17 protein-coding genes and 2 tRNA genes are annotated in these 18,161 nt (G+C 62.5%); 16 read left to right on the forward strand and 3 right to left on the reverse strand.

What is annotated here, in order from left to right:
• Positions 1-38: 38 nt before the first annotated feature.
• The 9 genes from fabD (at position 39) to ABRP30_RS07670 (ending at position 8,009) form a co-directional block, all read left to right on the forward strand.
• Positions 39-977, forward strand: a complete 939-nt coding sequence (gene fabD / locus ABRP30_RS07630; RefSeq protein ID WP_349976535.1) for an ACP S-malonyltransferase — start codon at positions 39-41, stop codon at positions 975-977.
• Between the two features lie 16 nt (positions 978-993).
• The gene (gene fabG / locus ABRP30_RS07635; RefSeq protein ID WP_241803032.1) at positions 994-1,734 is read left to right on the forward strand and encodes a 3-oxoacyl-ACP reductase FabG; all 741 of its coding nucleotides are present in this window, start codon (positions 994-996) and stop codon (positions 1,732-1,734) included.
• 202 nt (positions 1,735-1,936) lie between these two features.
• Positions 1,937-2,173, forward strand: a complete 237-nt coding sequence (gene acpP, locus ABRP30_RS07640) for an acyl carrier protein (RefSeq protein WP_241803033.1) — start codon at positions 1,937-1,939, stop codon at positions 2,171-2,173.
• A 174-nt stretch (positions 2,174-2,347) separates the two neighbouring features.
• Entirely contained in the window at positions 2,348-3,592 is a 1,245-nt protein-coding gene (gene fabF / locus ABRP30_RS07645; RefSeq protein ID WP_349976536.1) for a beta-ketoacyl-ACP synthase II, read from the forward strand.
• Positions 3,592-4,407, forward strand: a complete 816-nt coding sequence (gene pabC / locus ABRP30_RS07650; protein ID WP_267822083.1) for an aminodeoxychorismate lyase — start codon at positions 3,592-3,594, stop codon at positions 4,405-4,407. The genes fabF and pabC overlap by 1 nt, the downstream gene beginning before the upstream one ends.
• A gap of 4 nt (positions 4,408-4,411) precedes the next feature.
• Positions 4,412-5,575 (forward strand): endolytic transglycosylase MltG, encoded by a 1,164-nt coding sequence (gene mltG, locus ABRP30_RS07655; protein ID WP_349976537.1) that lies wholly within the window; start codon positions 4,412-4,414, stop codon positions 5,573-5,575.
• Positions 5,576-5,584: 9 nt separating this feature from the next.
• Positions 5,585-6,217 (forward strand): dTMP kinase, encoded by a 633-nt coding sequence (tmk, locus tag ABRP30_RS07660; RefSeq protein WP_241803037.1) that lies wholly within the window; start codon positions 5,585-5,587, stop codon positions 6,215-6,217.
• Entirely contained in the window at positions 6,210-7,196 is a 987-nt protein-coding gene (locus ABRP30_RS07665) for a DNA polymerase III subunit delta' (RefSeq protein WP_241803038.1), read from the forward strand. Before tmk ends, ABRP30_RS07665 begins: the two co-directional genes overlap by 8 nt.
• Before the next feature lie 30 nt (positions 7,197-7,226).
• Positions 7,227-8,009 carry a TatD family hydrolase gene (locus tag ABRP30_RS07670; protein ID WP_241803039.1) on the forward strand — a complete coding sequence of 261 codons (783 nt, stop codon included), beginning with the start codon at positions 7,227-7,229 and terminating at the stop codon, positions 8,007-8,009.
• A 261-nt stretch (positions 8,010-8,270) separates the two neighbouring features.
• Here ABRP30_RS07670 and ABRP30_RS07675 read toward each other — a convergent pair whose 3' ends face one another.
• Positions 8,271-9,404, reverse strand: coding sequence for an aminotransferase class V-fold PLP-dependent enzyme (locus ABRP30_RS07675; RefSeq protein ID WP_349976538.1), 1,134 nt, complete (start codon positions 9,402-9,404; stop codon positions 8,271-8,273).
• A gap of 71 nt (positions 9,405-9,475) precedes the next feature.
• Between ABRP30_RS07675 and ABRP30_RS07680 the strand changes: the two genes are divergently transcribed.
• The 4 genes from ABRP30_RS07680 to ABRP30_RS07695 all read left to right on the forward strand — a co-directional run bounded on the left by ABRP30_RS07680 (position 9,476) and on the right by ABRP30_RS07695 (position 12,429).
• Positions 9,476-10,111: a TetR/AcrR family transcriptional regulator gene (locus tag ABRP30_RS07680; RefSeq protein WP_012313442.1), complete on the forward strand. Its 636-nt coding sequence runs from the start codon at positions 9,476-9,478 to the stop codon at positions 10,109-10,111.
• A gap of 107 nt (positions 10,112-10,218) precedes the next feature.
• Entirely contained in the window at positions 10,219-11,187 is a 969-nt protein-coding gene (locus ABRP30_RS07685) for a radical SAM protein (protein ID WP_349976539.1), read from the forward strand.
• A 65-nt stretch (positions 11,188-11,252) separates the two neighbouring features.
• Positions 11,253-11,858 (forward strand): DUF4823 domain-containing protein, encoded by a 606-nt coding sequence (locus tag ABRP30_RS07690; protein ID WP_267822094.1) that lies wholly within the window; start codon positions 11,253-11,255, stop codon positions 11,856-11,858.
• A gap of 10 nt (positions 11,859-11,868) precedes the next feature.
• Positions 11,869-12,429 carry a DUF1285 domain-containing protein gene (locus tag ABRP30_RS07695; protein ID WP_267822096.1) on the forward strand — a complete coding sequence of 187 codons (561 nt, stop codon included), beginning with the start codon at positions 11,869-11,871 and terminating at the stop codon, positions 12,427-12,429.
• Between the two features lie 61 nt (positions 12,430-12,490).
• Here the strand turns inward: ABRP30_RS07695 and ABRP30_RS07700 are convergent.
• Together ABRP30_RS07700 and ABRP30_RS07705 are read right to left on the reverse strand one after the other, a co-directional pair.
• Positions 12,491-12,566, reverse strand: a tRNA-Asn gene (locus ABRP30_RS07700).
• Between the two features lie 74 nt (positions 12,567-12,640).
• Positions 12,641-13,837, reverse strand: coding sequence for an amino acid aminotransferase (locus ABRP30_RS07705; RefSeq protein ID WP_267822098.1), 1,197 nt, complete (start codon positions 13,835-13,837; stop codon positions 12,641-12,643).
• A gap of 287 nt (positions 13,838-14,124) precedes the next feature.
• Between ABRP30_RS07705 and uvrB the strand changes: the two genes are divergently transcribed.
• The 3 genes from uvrB to ABRP30_RS07720 all read left to right on the forward strand — a co-directional run bounded on the left by uvrB (position 14,125) and on the right by ABRP30_RS07720 (position 18,089).
• The gene (gene uvrB, locus ABRP30_RS07710; RefSeq protein ID WP_241803045.1) at positions 14,125-16,140 is read left to right on the forward strand and encodes an excinuclease ABC subunit UvrB; all 2,016 of its coding nucleotides are present in this window, start codon (positions 14,125-14,127) and stop codon (positions 16,138-16,140) included.
• A 145-nt stretch (positions 16,141-16,285) separates the two neighbouring features.
• The gene (gene gltX, locus ABRP30_RS07715) at positions 16,286-17,767 is read left to right on the forward strand and encodes a glutamate--tRNA ligase (RefSeq protein WP_241803046.1); all 1,482 of its coding nucleotides are present in this window, start codon (positions 16,286-16,288) and stop codon (positions 17,765-17,767) included.
• Positions 17,768-18,013: 246 nt separating this feature from the next.
• Positions 18,014-18,089: transfer RNA gene (locus ABRP30_RS07720), tRNA-Ala, on the forward strand.
• The last annotated feature ends 72 nt before the right edge of the window (positions 18,090-18,161 follow it).

Below are 18,161 nucleotides of genomic sequence, written 5' to 3' on the forward strand. Positions count from 1 at the left end.
GCACCCTATCCGACGACAAGATCATAAGGGCTTGTTCAATGTCTGCATCCCTCGCATTCGTCTTCCCCGGTCAAGGTTCCCAGTCGCTGGGCATGCTCAAAGAACTGGGCGCCGAAAAGCCGGTGATCGTTGAGACCTTCAAGGAAGCCTCCGAGGCCCTGGGTTACGACCTGTGGGAACTGGTCCAGGAAGGCCCGGAAGAGCAACTCAACCAAACCGACAAGACCCAGCCGGCCATCCTCACGGCCTCTATCGCCCTGTGGCGCCTGTGGCTGGAGGAGGGTGGCGCGCAGCCGGCCTTCGTGTCGGGCCATAGCCTGGGCGAATACAGCGCTCTGGTCGCTGCTGGAAGCCTGTCGCTCAAAGATGCCGTCAGGCTGGTCAAGCGCCGCGGCGAACTGATGCAAGAAGCCGTGCCGGCCGGTCATGGCGCCATGGCCGCCATCCTTGGCCTGGGCGACGATGATGTGAAGGCCATTTGCGCCGAAGCCGCCGAAGATGAAGTGGTCAGCGCAGTCAACTTCAACTCGCCGGGCCAGGTCGTCATCGCCGGTAACGTCGCCGCGGTCAATCGCGCCATCGAGCTGTGCAAAGCCAAGGGCGCCAAGCGTGCCTTGCCGCTGCCGGTGAGCGTGCCATCGCACTGCGCCCTGATGAAGCCGGCTGCCGAGCGTTTCGCCGAGCACGTCAATGCCGTCGAATGGAAGGCGCCGCAGATTCCGGTAGTGCAGAACGTGACTGCCGCCGTCGCCGCCAACCTCGATACCCTCAAGCAGGACCTGTTGGCGCAGCTGTATCAGCCGGTTCGCTGGGTTGAATGCGTGCAGACCCTCGCCGCCAACGGTGCGGTCAACCTGGTCGAGTGTGGTCCTGGCAAGGTGCTGGCTGGCCTGAACAAGCGTTGCGCCGATGGTGTGACCACCTACAACCTCAATACCCCCGACGCCGTCGCCGCCACCCGTGCGGCATTGGCCTGAATTTGGAGAAGCTTGCATGAGCCTGCAAGGTAAAGTTGCACTGGTTACCGGCGCCAGCCGGGGTATCGGCCAGGCCATCGCCCTCGAGCTGGGTCGCCAGGGCGCGACCGTGATCGGTACCGCCACTTCGGCTTCCGGTGCCGAGCGCATCGCTGCCACCCTCAAAGAGCACGGTATCACCGGTACCGGCATGGAGCTGAACGTCACCAGCGCCGAGTCCGTGGACGCGGTGCTGGGTGCCATCGGCGAGCAGTTCGGTGCCCCGGCCATTCTTGTCAACAACGCGGGCATCACCCGCGACAACCTCATGCTGCGCATGAAGGACGACGAGTGGTTCGACGTGATCGACACCAACCTCAACAGCCTCTACCGTTTGTCCAAGGGCGTGCTGCGTGGCATGACCAAGGCGCGTTGGGGTCGTATCATCAGCATCGGCTCGGTCGTCGGTGCCATGGGTAACGCTGGCCAGGCCAACTATGCGGCCGCCAAGGCCGGCCTCGAAGGCTTCAGCCGCGCCCTGGCGCGTGAAGTCGGCTCGCGCGGTATCACCGTCAACTCGGTGACCCCAGGCTTCATCGATACCGACATGACCCGCGAACTGCCAGAAGCGCAGCGCGAAGCCCTGCAGACCCAGATTCCGCTGGGCCGCCTGGGCCAGGCCGAGGAAATCGCCAAGGTGGTTTCCTTCCTGGCATCCGACGGCGCAGCCTATGTCACCGGCGCTACCGTGCCGGTGAATGGCGGGATGTACATGTAACACTGCAACTCAATGTGACGGATTGCTAAAAAAAAGAGTCATACTCCCAGCCTAAAATCCGTTATAAAGCTGCAACCAGATTCCAGGCAGTGGGTTCGGTGACTGAGCGACAGTGCGTTGCGCTTGAAAAGCGAACGCCTTTCTATAAAATTGGTCACCGGCCAGCTGCCTGACATATATCCACTAGGAGTGAAAACTAGGTATGAGCACCATCGAAGAACGCGTCAAGAAAATCGTCGCCGAGCAACTGGGCGTCAAGGAAGAGGAAGTGACCAACGAGAAGTCCTTCGTCGATGACCTGGGTGCCGATTCGCTTGACACCGTTGAGCTGGTGATGGCTCTGGAAGAGGAATTCGAGACCGAAATCCCTGACGAAGAAGCCGAGAAGATCACTACCGTTCAAGCTGCCATCGACTACGTCAACGCCCACCAGGGTTAAGACGCTGTAGTCGACGCTTCTTGTCGAGAAGAACCGCACTGCCTTTGCCGGCGTGCGGTTTTTTCTTTGCGAAGGTCCTGCAATGATCCGCGGGCTTCGAGAGCCTGTTGCCATTTCATTCCATTGCCTTGAATGCAATGGCAAGAGACTCTGTTATTAGAAAAGGAGAGTACTGTGTCGCGTAGACGCGTCGTGGTCACTGGTATGGGTATGCTGTCGCCACTGGGTACGGATGTACCGAGCACCTGGCAGGGCATTCTGGCTGGCCGCAGTGGCATCGGTCCGATCGAGCATACGGACCTTTCTGCCTACTCCACCCGTTTTGGCGGCTCGGTGAAGGGCTTCGAGGTCGAGCAGTACCTGTCGGCCAAGGAAGCTCGCAAGCTTGACTTGTTCATCCAGTACGGCCTGGCGGCCGGTTTCCAGGCGGTACGCAATGCCGGTCTGGAAGTCACCGACGCCAACCGCGAGCGCATTGGCGTGGCCATGGGCTCCGGGATCGGCGGCCTGACCAACATCGAAGAAACCAGCCGGACCTTGCACGATCAAGGCCCGCGCCGTATCTCGCCGTTCTTCGTGCCAGGCTCGATCATCAACATGATCTCCGGCTTCCTGTCGATCCACCTGGGGTTGCAGGGCCCGAATTATGCCATTGCCACGGCCTGTACCACGGGCACCCACTGCATCGGCATGGCTGCCCGCAACATCGCCTACGGTGAAGCCGACGTGATGATCGCCGGTGGCGCCGAAATGGCCGCTTGCGGCTTGGGCATGGGCGGCTTTGGTGCCTCGCGCGCGCTGTCGACCCGCAACGATGAGCCGGCCCGTGCCAGCCGTCCGTGGGACAAGGGGCGGGACGGCTTCGTGCTCTCCGACGGCGCCGGTGCACTGGTACTCGAAGAGCTCGAGCACGCCCAGGCCCGTGGTGCGACCATTTATGCCGAGCTGGTCGGTTTCGGCATGAGCGGCGACGCTTACCACATGACGTCGCCGCCCGACAGTGGCGAAGGCGCGGCGCGCTGCATGGCCAACGCATTGCGCGATGCTGGCATCCAGCCGTCTGAGGTCAGCTACATCAACGCCCATGGCACTTCGACTCCGGCTGGCGACGTCGCTGAGGTCGCGGCCATCAAGCGGGTGTTCGGCGAGCATGCCTACAAGCTGGCTGTGAGCTCGACCAAGTCGATGACCGGCCACCTGCTGGGGGCTGCGGGCGCTGTAGAGGCGATCTTCAGCGTGCTGGCAATCAACAGCCAGATGGCACCGCCGACCATCAACCTCGATGAGCCGGACGAAGGCTGCGACCTCGACTTCGTGCCTCATCAGGCGCGCAGCATGCCGATCGACGTCGTGCTGTCCAACTCGTTCGGCTTTGGTGGCACCAACGGCTCGCTGGTGTTCCGCCGGTTCGCCGGCTGATGCACAGCTGGATCGACGGCCAGCCTGCGACTGCGGTCAACCTGCAGAACCGTGGCCTGGCCTACGGCGATGGCCTGTTCGAGACCATCGCCGTGCGCAGCGGCCGTCCCAGCATGCTGGACGGCCACCTGGCACGCCTGGCCCTGGGCTGCCAGCGTTTGGCAATCGATGCCGACCTGGCGCTGGTGCGCGATGAAATCCTGCGTTATGCCACCCAACTGGGCGATGGTGTCGCCAAGCTGATCCTCACCCGGGGCGACAGCCAGCGTGGCTATGCGCCGATGGCAGGTGTTGCGCCGCGGCGCATCCTGCTGGGCGGCCCCTTGCCCAGCTACCCTGGCGAACATGCCGAGCACGGTGTGCGTCTTTTTCCTTGCCAGACCCGGCTTGGGGAACAACCGTTACTGGCGGGCCTCAAACATCTCAACCGTCTGGAGCAGGTGCTGGCCCGTGCCGAGTGGCAGGACAGCGAGCATGCCGAAGGCTTGATGTGTGATGGGCAAGGCAGGCTGGTCGAAGGTGTTTACAGCAATCTTTTCCTGGTGCGCGGCGGCGTGTTGCTAACCGCTGAACTCAGCCGTTGCGGCGTGGCCGGCGTGATGCGCGGTGCATTGCTGGAGCACGCGCAGGCGCAGGCCATCCCGCTGCAAGTGCGGGACCTGGCGTTCGATGAGCTTGCGCTGGCCGATGAAGTATTTATCTGCAACAGCGTTTATGGGGTCTGGCCTGTGCGGGCTTTTGCTGCACTGAACTGGTCGCCGGGCCCACTCACCCGTAAACTGCAGGCCTTTGCCCGTACGTTACTGGATACCTGAATTCGTGAGACGCAAAATCCTGCTGCTGCTGGAAATGGGCTTGATCCTGGCCGGCCTGGCATTGGGCTGGGCTGCCTGGAAGGTCAACTCGGTGCTGGAGCAGCCCCTGCGCGTGACGCAGGAGCAACTGCTCGACGTGCCCAGTGGCACCAACCCCAATCGCATGTTCTACCGCATGGAAGGCGAGGGGTTGCTCGATGACGCCTTCTGGTTGCGCCTGTACTGGCGCTTCAACATGGCCGGTACGCCCCTGAAAACCGGCGAGTATCGCATCACGCCGGGCATGACCGTCGAAGATTTGTTCGATGCCTGGCGCCGTGCCGATGTGGTGCAGTACAACCTGACGCTGGTGGAGGGTTGGACGTTCCGCCAGGTGCGTTCGGCGATCGCCAGGCATGAGAAAATCAAGCACACCCTGGAAGGGCTTTCCGACGCCGAGGTCATGGACAAGCTTGGCCATACCGGCGTGTTCCCGGAAGGCCGGTTCTTCCCAGATACCTACCGTTTCGTGCGAGGCATGAGTGACGTCGAGCTATTGCAGCAGGCCTATATGCGGCTGGATGAAGTGCTGGCCCAGGAGTGGGCCGAACGCGCCACCGACCTGCCTTATCGTGACCCGTACCAGGCGTTGATCATGGCTTCGCTGGTGGAGAAGGAAACCGGCATCCCCCAGGAGCGCGGGCAGATTGCCGGGGTGTTCGTTCGTCGCCTGCGGCTGGGCATGATGCTGCAGACAGACCCTACTGTCATTTACGGCATGGGCGAACGCTACAACGGCAGAATCACCCGCGCCGACTTGCGTGAGCCCACGCCTTACAACACCTACACCATCGCTGGGCTGCCGCCCACGCCGATCGCCATGGTCGGGCGGGAGGCGATTCACGCGGCGCTGCATCCAGCCGATGGCACCAGCCTGTACTTCGTCGCCCGGGGTGATGGCAGCCATGTGTTCTCCGACGATCTGGACGATCATAACTCGGCAGTGCGCGAGTATCAGCTCAAGCGGCGCGCGGATTACCGGTCAAGCCCTGCTCCCCAGGCTCAGCCGGATGCCCAGGGTGTACCTGCCCAAGCATCGCCAGAGTCGGACGAGCCCTCTGCACAGGACCCGGCACCGGCCAGCGACCCCGCTCCGGCCGACGCCCCTGCAGCTGACGAACAACATTAAGGACTGCCTGTGAGCGGCTTGTTTATTACCCTGGAAGGCCCCGAAGGCGCGGGCAAAAGTACCAACCGTGATTACCTGGCGGCACGCCTGCGAGAGCAGGGGCTGGATGTGGTGCTGACCCGCGAGCCTGGCGGTACGCCGCTGGCTGAAAAGGTGCGCGAACTGCTGTTGGCACCCAGTGATGAGGTGATGGCTGCCGATACCGAGCTGCTGTTGGTGTTCGCCGCGCGCGCCCAGCATCTGGCGCAGGTGATCCGCCCGGCGCTGGACCGCGGCGCCGTGGTGCTGTGTGATCGTTTCACCGACGCTACCTACGCCTACCAAGGCGGTGGCCGCGGCCTTTCGGTGGAGCGGATCGCCGTGCTGGAGCAGTTTGTCCAAGGCCAGTTGCGCCCCGACCTGACGCTGGTTTTCGACCTGCCGGTGGAAGTCGGGTTGGCCCGTGCCGCCGCCCGTGGGCGGCTGGATCGTTTCGAGCAGGAGGGGCAGGCCTTCTTCGAGGCCGTGCGCCAGGCTTACCTGCAGCGCGCGCAACGCGAGCCGCAGCGCTACGATCTGCTGGACGCGGCGCAGCCGCTGGAAGCCGTGCAGCGCGCCATAGACGCGCTGTTGCCGGGCATCCTGGAGCGTTGCCGTGGCTGAAGCCTACCCTTGGCAGCAGGCGCTGTGGCAGCAGTTGGCCGGGCGTGCGCTGCACGCCCACGCCTACCTGCTGCACGGGCCGCAAGGTATCGGCAAGCGCGCCTTGGCCGAGCGCCTGATGGCCCGCTTGTTGTGCCAGCAGCCACAGGGGCTCGATGCCTGTGGGCAGTGCAAGTCCTGCTTGCTGCTCAAGGCGGGCAGCCATCCAGACAACTTTGTGCTGGAGCCGGAAGAGGCTGACAAGCCGATCAAGGTCGATCAGGTGCGCGAGCTGGTGTCCTTCGTCGTGCAGACCGCGCAGCTGGGTGGGCGCAAGGTCATCCTGATCGAGCCGGTCGAGGCGATGAACGTCAATGCTTCCAACGCCCTGCTCAAAAGCCTGGAAGAGCCCTCCGGCGACACCGTGCTGCTACTGGTCAGCCACCAGCCCAGCCGCCTGTTGCCGACCATCAAGAGCCGCTGCCAGCAAGTCAGCTGCCCACAGCCGAGCCTTGCCCAGAGCCAGGCCTGGCTGGCCACCGCGCTGGCCGACAGTGACGAGGCCGAGCGTGACGAGCTGCTGACCCTCGCTGCCGGCTCGCCGTTGATGGCGGTGAACCTGCAGGCCCAAGGGGTGCGCGAGCAGCGTGCGCTGGTGACCGATGGCGTGAAAAAGCTGCTCAAGCAGCAACAATCACCCACTCAGCTGGCCGAGGCCTGGAGTGGTGTGCCCCTGCTGTTGCTGTTCGACTGGTTCTTTGACTGGTCGCACCTGGTCTTGCGTTATCAATTGACCCAGGACGAGGAGGGGCTAGGCTTGGCCGATATGCGCAAGGTTGTGCAATACCTTGCGCAGAAGAGCCGGCAGGCCAAGGTGCTCGAGGTGCAGGCGTGGATCCTCGAGCAGCGCCAGAAGGTGCTGGGCAAGGCCAACCTCAACCGCGTGCTGCTGCTGGAAGCCTTGCTGGCCCACTGGGTGCAGTTGCCTGGTTCCCGCTGATTCTTCAATTTTTCATGTGTGACGTCTCCCATGCTCGTAGATTCTCATTGTCACCTCGACCGTCTTGACCTCAGTGCCCATCAGGGCTCTCTCGATGCCGCCCTGCAGGCGGCCCGCGAGCGCGGGGTCGGGCATTTTCTGTGTATCGGTGTCAGTGCCGAAAATGCCGGTGCAGTGAAGGCGCTGGCCGAGCAGTACGCCGATGTCGACTGCTCGGTGGGCGTGCACCCGCTTGACCTGGCACCCGGCGAGACCCCGGCGTTGGAATGGCTCTTGCGCGAACTGGCGCACCCGCATGTCGTCGCGATTGGCGAAACCGGGCTGGACTACCACTACGAGCCGGAAGCGGCCGAACTGCAACAGGCGTCGTTCCGCTTGCACCTGGAGGCATCGCGCCAGACCGGCAAACCGGTGATCGTGCACACGCGAGCAGCCAAAGCCGACACCTTGGCGCTGCTGCGTGAGGCCAGCCTGCCACAAGCCGGCGTGTTGCATTGCTTCACCGAGGACTGGGAGATGGCCAGAGCGGCCCTGGACCTGGGTTACTACATTTCGCTGTCCGGCATTGTCACCTTCCGCAATGCCGATGCCTTGCGCGAGGTGGCGCGACAGGTGCCGGTCGATCGATTGCTGGTGGAGACCGATTCGCCGTACCTGGCTCCGATTCCTTACCGTGGCAAGCCGAACCTGCCGCAGTACGTGCGAGAGGTGGCCGAGTACGTGGCGTCCTTGCGTGGCGTCAGCTACGAGCAGTTGGCCGGGCAGACCACCGATAACTTCAAGCGCCTGTTCCCCTTGGCCCGGGTGGCCTGACCAGGGCGCTCACGATGAGCGGCGCAGCGGGCTCACTGTCGTCATCCAGGCAAAAAAAACCCGGGTTCTGGGGGAGGAATCCGGGTTAAGACCATTAGGAGTAAAACAAAGGTACGCGGTCCGTGAGTACCTTTATCGGCGCGCCACTGGGGGGGATGCGCCGCGCCAACACTTCTAGTATTGGTCAGGTTTGGCGCAGTGCCAGTGGCAATTGTTCGTTTTTTAAACAGATTTGGAATACGCCAGAGCTCGCTTCCTTCCTCAGCGCATGGCCAGGCGCCGAACTTGCTGCACAGCTTCGTCGATAAGCTGCTCACTGGTATAGAAGTGCGGGGAAAAGCGCACACCTGGGCCGCGCAGGGCACAGATCGTCCGCTCTGCCATCAGGCTGCGATAAATGTCCGCGTTGCTCTGGCCGCAAATACTGAATGTGACAATCCCACCCCGGCGCTGCGGGGTGTCCGGGCTGTGCAGTTGGATCCCGGCGATACCCGCCAGCCCTTGGTGCAACTGCTCGACGCGGCGCTGCAATTGCCGGGCAACTTCGTCCATGCCGACGTCCTCGAGCAGCGACAGGCTGGCCTCCAGCGCGCAAGCGCCCAGCATGTTCGGGCTACCACATTCGAACCGTCGGGCGCTGCGGGCCGGCTGCCATTGACGGCGTTCGAAGTCCCCCAGGTTATCCAGCATGTGCCAGCCATAGGCGTTGAGCCTAAGCTGCGGGCGCAGCGCGGCCCTGCAGTAAAATACCCCCAGGCCCTCAGGGCCCAGCATCCACTTGTGGCCGTCAGCCATGGCGAAATCACAGTCATAGCGCTGCACGTCGAAAGGCACGGCGCCAATCTGCTGAATGGCATCGACGCAGAACAGCACATTGCGTGCCCGGCACCCCTGGCCCAGGCGCGCCAGGTCCAGGCGCAGGCCGCTGCCGAACTGCACGGCGCTGACCGCCAGCAGGCGTGTGCGCCCGGTGCAGGCGGCTAGGAGCGAGGCCTCAGGATCGGCTCCGGCAAGGCTCGCCTGCACCACCTCGACGCCGCGATCCGTCAGCGCTTCCCAAACCACCCGGTTGGAAGGGAACTCCTCGTCGCTGATCACCACCTGGTCGCCATGCTGCCAGTCCAGGCCGAAAGCCACCAGCGACAGCGCTTCGGATGTGTTCTTGACCAACGCGATATCGCCGCGTGAGGGCGCGTTGAGCAGGCGCGCCAGCCGTTCACGCAGGCGGCGCTCGGTGGCCAGCCATGCCGGGTAGTCACTGGCGCCCCGTTTCACGTTTTCCTGCGCGAAGCGCGCCACGGCTTCGCTGGCCCTGCGTGGCCAGGGGGCGATGGCCGCGTGGTTCAGGTAGCACAGCCCCGGCGCCTGGTCGAACTCATCGTGAAACATAGACATGGTTGGATGATCCGTGCAATTTGCTGCAAGTTAGGCATAATAAACCGCTTCAATGTCATCCAGTCCTTCCCATGCAGAAAGAACCTCGTAAGGTCCGTGAGTTTCGCCGTCGCGAACAGGAAATCCTCGATACTGCGCTCAAGCTGTTTCTCGAACAGGGTGAAGACAGTGTCACCGTCGAGATGATCGCTGACGCCGTCGGTATCGGCAAAGGTACGATCTACAAGCACTTCAAGTCCAAGGCGGAGATCTACCTGCGCCTGATGCTCGACTACGAGCGCGACCTGAATGCGCTGTTGCATTCGGCCGATGTCGACCGCGACAAGGAGGCGCTGTCGCGCGCCTATTTCGAGTTCCGCATGCGCGACCCGCAGCGTTACCGGTTGTTCGATCGCCTGGAAGAAAAGGTGGTCAAGGGCAACCAGGTGCCGGAGATGGTCGAGGAGCTGCACAGCATACGTGCCTCCAACTTCGATCGGCTGACCCAGCTGATCAAGGGCCGCATCAGCGAAGGCAAGCTCGAAGACGTGCCGCCATACTTCCATTACTGCGCCGCCTGGGCCTTGGTGCACGGTGCCGTGGCGCTGTACCACTCGCCATTCTGGAGCAACGTGCTCGAGGATCAGGAAGGTTTCTTCCAGTTCCTCATGGATATCGGCGTGCGCATGGGCAACAAGCGCAAGCGTGATCCGGAACCGGCGAGCTGAACCACTGCATCCCGCTCCACTGACCCCGGAGTGGAACGGGGGCTTGCAAAAACCTGAATTTTGAGTCAGGTTTTGCCGGCCCCGTTTCATCCATGCCGGAGTCATTCATGATTGTCGATCGTCAAGGCAGGCGTTTTCGCAACCTGCGCGTCAGCCTGACGGCTGCCTGCAACTATGCCTGCAGCTACTGCGTGCCCAACGGCAAACGCCTGGTTGCGGCGCAGGATGAGCTGTCCGCCGAGGCGCTGGCCCGCGGGGTGGCCTATCTGATCGAAGCCGCCGGTATCGAGCGCTTGCGTATCACCGGGGGTGAGCCACTGGTCAGCCCCAGGCTGGATGCTTTTTTGGCGGCAGTGGCCAAGCTCGAACTCCAGGACATCACCCTGACGACCAATGGTCAGTTGCTCGGGCGTAAATTGCCGCAGTTGCAGGCGGCCGGCATCCGTCGCCTGAATGTCTCCCTCGACACGCTGGACCCCCAGGCATTTCGACGCATCGCCCGCGGTGGCGACCTGCCCAGCGTGCTCGCGGGCATGCAGCAGGCCAGTGCCAGGGGCATGCAGATCAAGGTGAACATGGTGCCCATGCGTGGGCAGAACCTGGACCAGGTTGTGCCCATGCTCGACTACTGCCTGGCCCGAGGCTTCGAGTTGCGTTTCATCGAACTGATGCGCATGGGCCATCTGGCCCGTGATCACAACGCATTCCTGCAGCAGTTCGTTAGCCTCGACCAGCTGCTGGACCTGATTGGCCAGGCACATGCTTTCGAGAGGGCCGATGCGCCGCTGGATGCCACTGCGCTGCGTTACCAGATACCGGGCAAAGGCCATTTCGGCGTGATTGCCAACGAGAGCGTACCGTTTTGCCGAAGCTGCTCGCGCCTGCGCCTGTCATCGACCGGCTGGCTGCATGGGTGCCTGTCGTCGAGCAACCGTCACTTTGTCGGCGATCTATTGGAGCAGCCTCGTCATCTGGCGCTGCCAGCCCTGCAGCGGTTGCTGGTCAAAGCGTTGGCTGACAAACAGGCGCTGGCGTTTTCGGGTGACGTGATGGTGATGAAGGTGATCGGCGGCTGATCTGGCGCAAAAGCTGCATCCGCCGGCTATTCGCCGGTTTTTCGTCGCCGGTCACTGGAGGAAAGATGCGTAGCCTGGTCTTGCTGCTGGCGCTTATGGCGCTGGGCGGCTGCATGAATGTCAGCGATATGGGCGAGGGCGTCCGTTACCACATGAGCGATGCCGGCCTGCTGGATCACAGCGACACACGCCGCACGCTGTCGATTCGCCTGCAGCCCGATTCGTTCATCTTCATCGGCCAGGGCGCCTTCGTGCCGCCAAGCAAGGGGCCAGTACCCAAGCAGAACGTGGTCGCCGAGGAGGCCTTCAAGAGCTTCGTCGAGTATTTCCCGCTGGTGCGGCGGGCCCAGGGCCCGCTGGGGCTCGAAGAGGCCATCGCTGAGGCCCGCTCGGTCGGCGCCGACTATGTGCTGTACACCCGTTTTGCCCGCACCGACGACCGTATCGGCAACGGTGATGAGTGGTATGACGAGCAGGCTGTCGACCGCTTGGGCTGGGACACCGGTGTGGTACAGATGATGCTGATCGAAACCAATACCCGCTACCTCATAGACACTGCGCGTATCAAAAGCCGTGGCGGTTTGTTGACGTTCCACGACAATACGCCGCAGGATTTGCTCGCAGCGCCGATGCGCGAGTACGCTCGTAGCCTTCTGGGTATGAGTGAGTGAGGGCAGGGTGATGACAGATTCCGGCAAGGCCAACGATCTTCTGGCGCAGTTACCCAAACACAAGGGGCTGCCGCCGGTGCATCTGTGGAATCCGGACTTCTGTGGCGACATCGATATGCGGATCGCGCGTGACGGTACCTGGTACTACCTGGGTACGCCTATCGGGCGCAAGCCCATGGTGCGCTTGTTCTCCACCATCATCCGTCGCGATGGCGACGACTACTTCCTGGTCACCCCGGTGGAGAAAGTCGGTATTCGGGTCGACGATGCGCCGTTCGTTGCCGTGACGCTGGATGTGCGGGGTGTGGGTGAGCAGCAGGTGCTGAGTTTTACCAGCAACGTCGAGGACCAGGTTGAGGCCGGGCCGGGCAATCCGCTGCGGGTGGAGGTCGACCCTGTCACTCAGGAGCCTTCGCCCTATGTGCTGATGCGCAGCAACCTGGAGGCATTGATCCATCGCAATGTGTTCTACCAGCTGGTCGAGCTGGCGGTGCCTGGTGAGATCGATGGCGAGCCATGGCTGGGCGTCTGGAGCCATGGGCAGTTCTACCCCATCGGGCGCGACTGCTGATTACTTTTGCGTAGCCATGAAAAAACCTCCAGTGCTTGCGCATCTGGAGGTTTTTGGTATTTGGCTCCGCGACCTGGACTCGAACCAGGGACCCAATGATTAACAGTCATTTGCTCTACCGACTGAGCTATCGCGGAATCTGCGCCTATCTTACTGATTGCCAGGGGCAAGTCAACCCGCCCCCAGCAAATCAGGCAGCCAAATCAAGCAGTTACAGTACTTCTACGATGGCCTTGGTCACCACGTGGATATTGCTCTGGTTGAGTGCGGCCACAGCGATACGGCCGGTGTCCAGTGCATAGATGCCGAACTCGTTCTTCAGGCGTGCCACTTGCTCTACGGTCAGGCCCGAGTAGGAGAACATGCCCGCTTGACGGCCGACGAAGCTGAAGTCGCGCTTGGCGCCGTATTGGGCCAGCAGTTCGACCATCTGCTTGCGCATGCCGTGGATGCGCTGGCGCATTTCACCCAGTTCGGCCTCCCACATTTGACGCAGTTCGGCACTGTTGAGCACGGTGGCGACGATGGTTGCACCGTGGGTCGGCGGGTTGGAGTAGGTGGTACGGATCACGCGCTTGACTTGCGACAGCACGCGGGTGCTCTCGTCTTTGTTGCCGGTAACGATCGACAGTGCGCCAACGCGTTCGCCGTACAGCGAGAACGACTTGGAGAACGAGCTGGAAACGAAGAAGTCCAGGCCCGACTCGGCGAACAGGCGCACGGCAAAGGCGTCTTCGCCGATGCCCTCGCCAAAGCCCTGGTAGGCCATGTCCAGGAACGGCACGTGGCCCTTGGCCTTGACCACTTCCAGCACGTTTTTCCAGTCGTCCAGGCTCAGGTCGACGCCTGTCGGGTTGTGGCAGCAGGCGTGCAGGACAATGATCGAGCCGGACGGCAGGCTGTTCAGGTCTTCGAGCATGCCGGCGCGGTTGACGTCGTTGCTCGGGGCGTCGTAGTAGCGGTAGTTCTGTACCGGGAAGCCGGCGGTTTCAAACAGGGCGCGGTGGTTTTCCCAGCTCGGGTCGCTGATGGCGACCACGGCATTGGGCGACAGGCGCTTGAGGAAGTCGGCGCCGATCTTCAGTGCACCGGTACCGCCAACGGCCTGTACGGTCACCACGCGGCCGGCGGCCAGCAGTGGCGACTCGGCGCCGAAAATCAGCTTCTGCACGGCCTGGTCGTAGGTGGCGATGCCGTCGATCGGCAGGTAGCCGCGCGAAGCATGCTGGGCAGCACGCTGGGTTTCGGCTTCGATCACGGCGCGCAGCAGCGGAATGCGGCCTTCCTCATTGCAATACACGCCCACACCCAGGTTGACCTTGTCGGTACGGGGGTCGGCGTTGAATGCTTCGTTGAGGCCCAGAATGGGGTCGCGGGGTGCCAGCTCGACAGCGGAAAACAGGCTCATTGTTACCTTGGCTCTGAATGGAGAGTGATAGGGCGTACACGCTCCAGCCGAATGCACTGAAGCGGTGCACAAACGGGGAGTCAGTATAGTGATACCGACCGGTCACTGCGACAGTGCGGCGCAGCTTTTACGGCGATTTGCGCAAATTTTTTTCAACCATTGGTCGATTTGCCGGGTCCACCGCAGGGAGCGTGCACTGCGACGCCTTGAATGCGACCCCTGGCGGGCGCATTTGGGTATAGACTACTGGCTAAATTTACAGTTACTGCGTTACCGCGAGGTCCGACATGTCCGAGTTCCAGCTCGTCACCCGTTTTCAGCCGGCCGGCGACCAGCCCGAGGCCATCCGCCAGATGGTAGAGGGCATCGAGGCGGGCCTGTCGCACCAGACCCTGCTCGGTGTAACCGGCTCAGGCAAGACCTTCAGCATTGCCAACGTCATCGCGCAGGTGCAGCGCCCGACCTTGGTGCTGGCGCCCAACAAGACGCTGGCCGCGCAGTTGTATGGCGAGTTCAAGGCGTTCTTCCCGAACAACGCCGTCGAGTATTTCGTTTCCTATTACGACTATTACCAGCCCGAAGCCTACGTGCCGTCGTCGGACACCTTCATCGAGAAGGATGCTTCGATCAACGACCACATCGAGCAGATGCGGCTGTCTGCGACCAAGGCGCTGCTGGAGCGCCGCGATGCGATCATCGTCACCACGGTTTCGTGCATCTACGGCCTGGGCAGCCCCGAGACCTACCTGAAGATGGTCCTGCACGTCGACCGCGGCGACAAGCTTGACCAGCGCGCGCTGCTGCGCCGCCTGGCCGATCTGCAGTACACGCGCAACGAGATGGATTTCGCCCGCGCCACCTTCCGTGTGCGCGGCGATGTCGTCGATATCTTCCCGGCCGAATCGGACCTTGAAGCCATCCGCATCGAGCTGTTCGACGACGAGGTAGAGAACATCGCTGCGTTCGACCCGCTCACCGGCGAAGTCTTTCGCAAGCTGCCGCGCTTCACCTTCTACCCCAAGAGCCACTACGTCACCCCTCGGGAAACCCTGTTGGAGGCGGTAGAAGGGATCAAGGACGAGCTCAAGGACCGCCTCGAGTACTTGCACAAGGCCAACAAGCTGGTCGAGGCCCAGCGCCTGGAGCAGCGTACCCGGTTCGACCTGGAGATGATCCTCGAACTGGGTTACTGCAATGGCATCGAGAACTACTCGCGCTACCTGTCCGGGCGCCCGGCGGGTGCGCCGCCGCCCACCCTCTACGACTATCTGCCGGCCGATGCGCTGCTGGTGATCGACGAATCCCACGTCAGCGTTCCGCAGGTCGGGGCGATGTACAAGGGTGACCGCTCGCGTAAGGAAACCCTGGTCGAGTACGGTTTTCGCCTGCCGTCGGCGCTGGACAACCGGCCGATGCGCTTCGATGAGTGGGAGTCGGTCAGCCCGCAGACCATCTTCGTTTCGGCAACCCCCGGGCCTTATGAGGCCGAGCACGCCGGGCGAGTGGTCGAGCAGGTGGTGCGCCCGACCGGGCTGGTCGACCCGCAGGTCGAGGTGCGCCCGGCGCTGACCCAGGTCGACGACCTGCTATCGGAAATCCGCAAGCGTGTGGAGCAGGGCGAGCGGGTGCTGGCCACCACGTTGACCAAGCGCATGGCAGAGGACCTTTCCGATTATCTGGCCGATCACGATGTGCGGGTGCGCTACCTGCACTCGGACATCGACACCGTGGAACGGGTAGAGATCATCCGTGACCTGCGCCTGGGCACGTTCGACGTCCTTGTGGGCATCAACCTGCTGCGCGAGGGCCTGGACATGCCTGAGGTGTCGCTGGTGGCGATCCTCGATGCCGACAAGGAAGGCTTCCTGCGCTCGGAGCGCTCGCTCATCCAGACCATCGGGCGTGCGGCGCGTAACCTCAATGGTCGCGCGATTCTCTATGCCGATCAGATAACCGGCTCCATGCAGCGTGCCATCGATGAAACCGAGCGCCGCCGGGAGAAGCAGGTCGCCTTCAACCAGGCCAATGGCATCGTGCCCAAGGGCGTGGTCAAGGACATTGCCGATATCATGGAAGGCGCCACCGTGCCGGGGGCGCGCAGCAAGAAGCGCAAGGGCATGGCCAAGGCCGCAGAGGAGAGCGCCCGTTACGAAGCCGAACTGCGTACGCCGGGCGAGATCACCAAGCGCATCAAGCAACTGGAAGAGAAAATGATGCAGTTTGCCCGCGACCTGGAATTCGAGGCAGCGGCGCAGTTGCGCGACGAGATTACCAAGCTGCGCGAGCGGTTGATCACCAGTTGAAGGCTGGTTCGGCCTGTGACGGCGGCATGGCCTTGGGCGGTGTCCATGCCGGCCGTCGCCCAATAACCCACCTCCCGCGCTGGAGCGCGGTGCCCGCACCCTGCTAACATCGTGCCTTTGTTTCATCTTTCGTTCGAGACCCTCCATGACCACCGTTCGCACGCGTATCGCGCCATCGCCCACGGGCGACCCCCATGTCGGCACTGCCTACATCGCCCTGTTCAACTACTGCTTCGCCAAGCAGCATGGCGGTGAGTTCATCCTGCGCATCGAAGACACCGACCAGCTTCGCTCGACCCGCGAGTCGGAGCAGCAGATCTTCGATGCCCTGCGCTGGCTTGGCATCGAATGGAACGAAGGCCCGGATGTGGGTGGCCCGCACGGCCCTTACCGGCAGAGCGAGCGTGGCGAGATCTACGCCCGCTACGCCAAGGAGCTGGTCGATGCCGGCCATGCCTTCTACTGCTTCTGCACCGCCGAAGAGCTGGAGCAGATGCGCGCCGAGCAGATGGCCCGTGGCGAAACCCCGCGCTACGACGGCCGCGCGTTGCTGCTGAGCGATGAGGAAGTGCAGCGCCGCCTGGCCGCTGGCGAGCCCCATGTGATCCGCATGAAGGTACCGAGCGAAGGTATCTGCGTGGTCCCGGACATGCTCCGTGGCGATGTCGAGATCCCATGGGACCGCATGGACATGCAGGTGCTGATGAAGAACGACGGCCTGCCGACCTACTTCCTGGCCAACGTGGTCGACGACCACCTGATGGGCATCACCCACGTGTTGCGCGGTGAAGAGTGGCTGCCGTCGGCACCCAAGCTGATCAAGCTGTACGAATACTTCGGCTGGGAGCAGCCCAAGCTGTGCTACATGCCGCTGCTGCGCAACCCGGACAAGAGCAAGCTCTCCAAGCGCAAGAACCCGACCTCGGTGACCTTCTACGAGCGCATGGGCTTCATGCCTGAGGCCATGCTCAACTACCTCGGCCGCATGGGCTGGTCGATGCCGGACGAGCGCGAGAAGTTCTCCCTGGCCGAAATGGTCGAGCACTTCGACCTGTCGCGTATCTCTCTGGGCGGGCCGATCTTCGACATCGAGAAGCTGTCCTGGCTCAACGGCCAGTGGCTGCGCGAACTGCCGGTGGAAGCATTCGCCGCGCGTCTGCAGAAGTGGGCGTTCAACAGCGACTACATGATGAAGATCGCCCCGCACGTACAGGGGCGGGTCGAAACCTTCAGCCAGGTTGCCCCGCTGGGTGGTTTCTTCTTCGAGGGCGCGCTCAAGCTCGACGCCAGGCTGTTCGAAAGCAAGAAACTTTCCGCCGACCAGGTGCGCCAGGTCATGCAGTTGATCCTGTGGAAACTGGAAAGCCTTCGTCAGTGGGAAAAAGAGCGCATCACCGGCTGCATTCAGGCCGTGGTCGAAGCGCTGGAGCTGAAGCTGCGTGACGCCATGCCGCTGATGTTCGCCGCCATCACCGGCCAGGCCAGCTCGGTGTCGGTGCTCGATGCCATGGAAATCCTCGGCCCTGACCTTACCCGCTATCGCCTGCGCCAAGCCCTGGACCTGCTCGGTGGCGTGTCCAAGAAAGAAAACAAAGAGTGGGAAAAACTGCTGGCCAACATTGCCTGATGTGGCATTGACGCGGTGCCAGTGCCAGCGGGTTATGCCGCTGGCACTGGTGCCGGTGCCGAAAAGCCGGGCGCCTGAATCAGGGCAGGGTGGTAAGTGGTTGTTATCTGTGAAAAAACTTTTGAATATTTTCAAAATTTAGTTTGACAGCCCTGCAATCCGAACTTAATATGCGCCCCGTCCACAGCGATGAACGAAACGAAGCGCCAGGCACCCAGCCGGTGATTCAGTTCAACGCGACATTGTGGGGCTATAGCTCAGCTGGGAGAGCGCCTGCATGGCATGCAGGAGGTCAGCGGTTCGATCCCGCTTAGCTCCACCAAATTCCGCTTAACAGCTCTGGCTGGTAAGCAAGACCGGGTCCAGCAACCGGGTCTTGAAGGTAAGAAGGTTC

Source organism: Pseudomonas sp. WHRI 8519, assembly GCF_040224055.2.
Taxonomy (GTDB): domain Bacteria; phylum Pseudomonadota; class Gammaproteobacteria; order Pseudomonadales; family Pseudomonadaceae; genus Aquipseudomonas; species Aquipseudomonas putida_X.

Coding starts and splice junctions, on each gene's coding strand:
- ABRP30_RS07705 (WP_267822098.1), bottom strand. CDS start 13,837: ATGAGCCTGTTTTCCGCTGTCGAGCTGGCACCCCGCGACCCCATTCTG.
- ABRP30_RS07695 (WP_267822096.1), top strand. CDS start 11,869: ATGACAGATTCCGGCAAGGCCAACGATCTTCTGGCGCAGTTACCCAAA.
- fabG (WP_241803032.1), top strand. CDS start 994: ATGAGCCTGCAAGGTAAAGTTGCACTGGTTACCGGCGCCAGCCGGGGT.
- ABRP30_RS07685 (WP_349976539.1), top strand. CDS start 10,219: ATGATTGTCGATCGTCAAGGCAGGCGTTTTCGCAACCTGCGCGTCAGC.
- uvrB (WP_241803045.1), top strand. CDS start 14,125: ATGTCCGAGTTCCAGCTCGTCACCCGTTTTCAGCCGGCCGGCGACCAG.
- acpP (WP_241803033.1), top strand. CDS start 1,937: ATGAGCACCATCGAAGAACGCGTCAAGAAAATCGTCGCCGAGCAACTG.
- fabD (WP_349976535.1), top strand. CDS start 39: ATGTCTGCATCCCTCGCATTCGTCTTCCCCGGTCAAGGTTCCCAGTCG.
- ABRP30_RS07680 (WP_012313442.1), top strand. CDS start 9,476: ATGCAGAAAGAACCTCGTAAGGTCCGTGAGTTTCGCCGTCGCGAACAG.
- pabC (WP_267822083.1), top strand. CDS start 3,592: ATGCACAGCTGGATCGACGGCCAGCCTGCGACTGCGGTCAACCTGCAG.
- ABRP30_RS07670 (WP_241803039.1), top strand. CDS start 7,227: ATGCTCGTAGATTCTCATTGTCACCTCGACCGTCTTGACCTCAGTGCC.
- ABRP30_RS07675 (WP_349976538.1), bottom strand. CDS start 9,404: ATGTCTATGTTTCACGATGAGTTCGACCAGGCGCCGGGGCTGTGCTAC.
- ABRP30_RS07690 (WP_267822094.1), top strand. CDS start 11,253: ATGCGTAGCCTGGTCTTGCTGCTGGCGCTTATGGCGCTGGGCGGCTGC.
- gltX (WP_241803046.1), top strand. CDS start 16,286: ATGACCACCGTTCGCACGCGTATCGCGCCATCGCCCACGGGCGACCCC.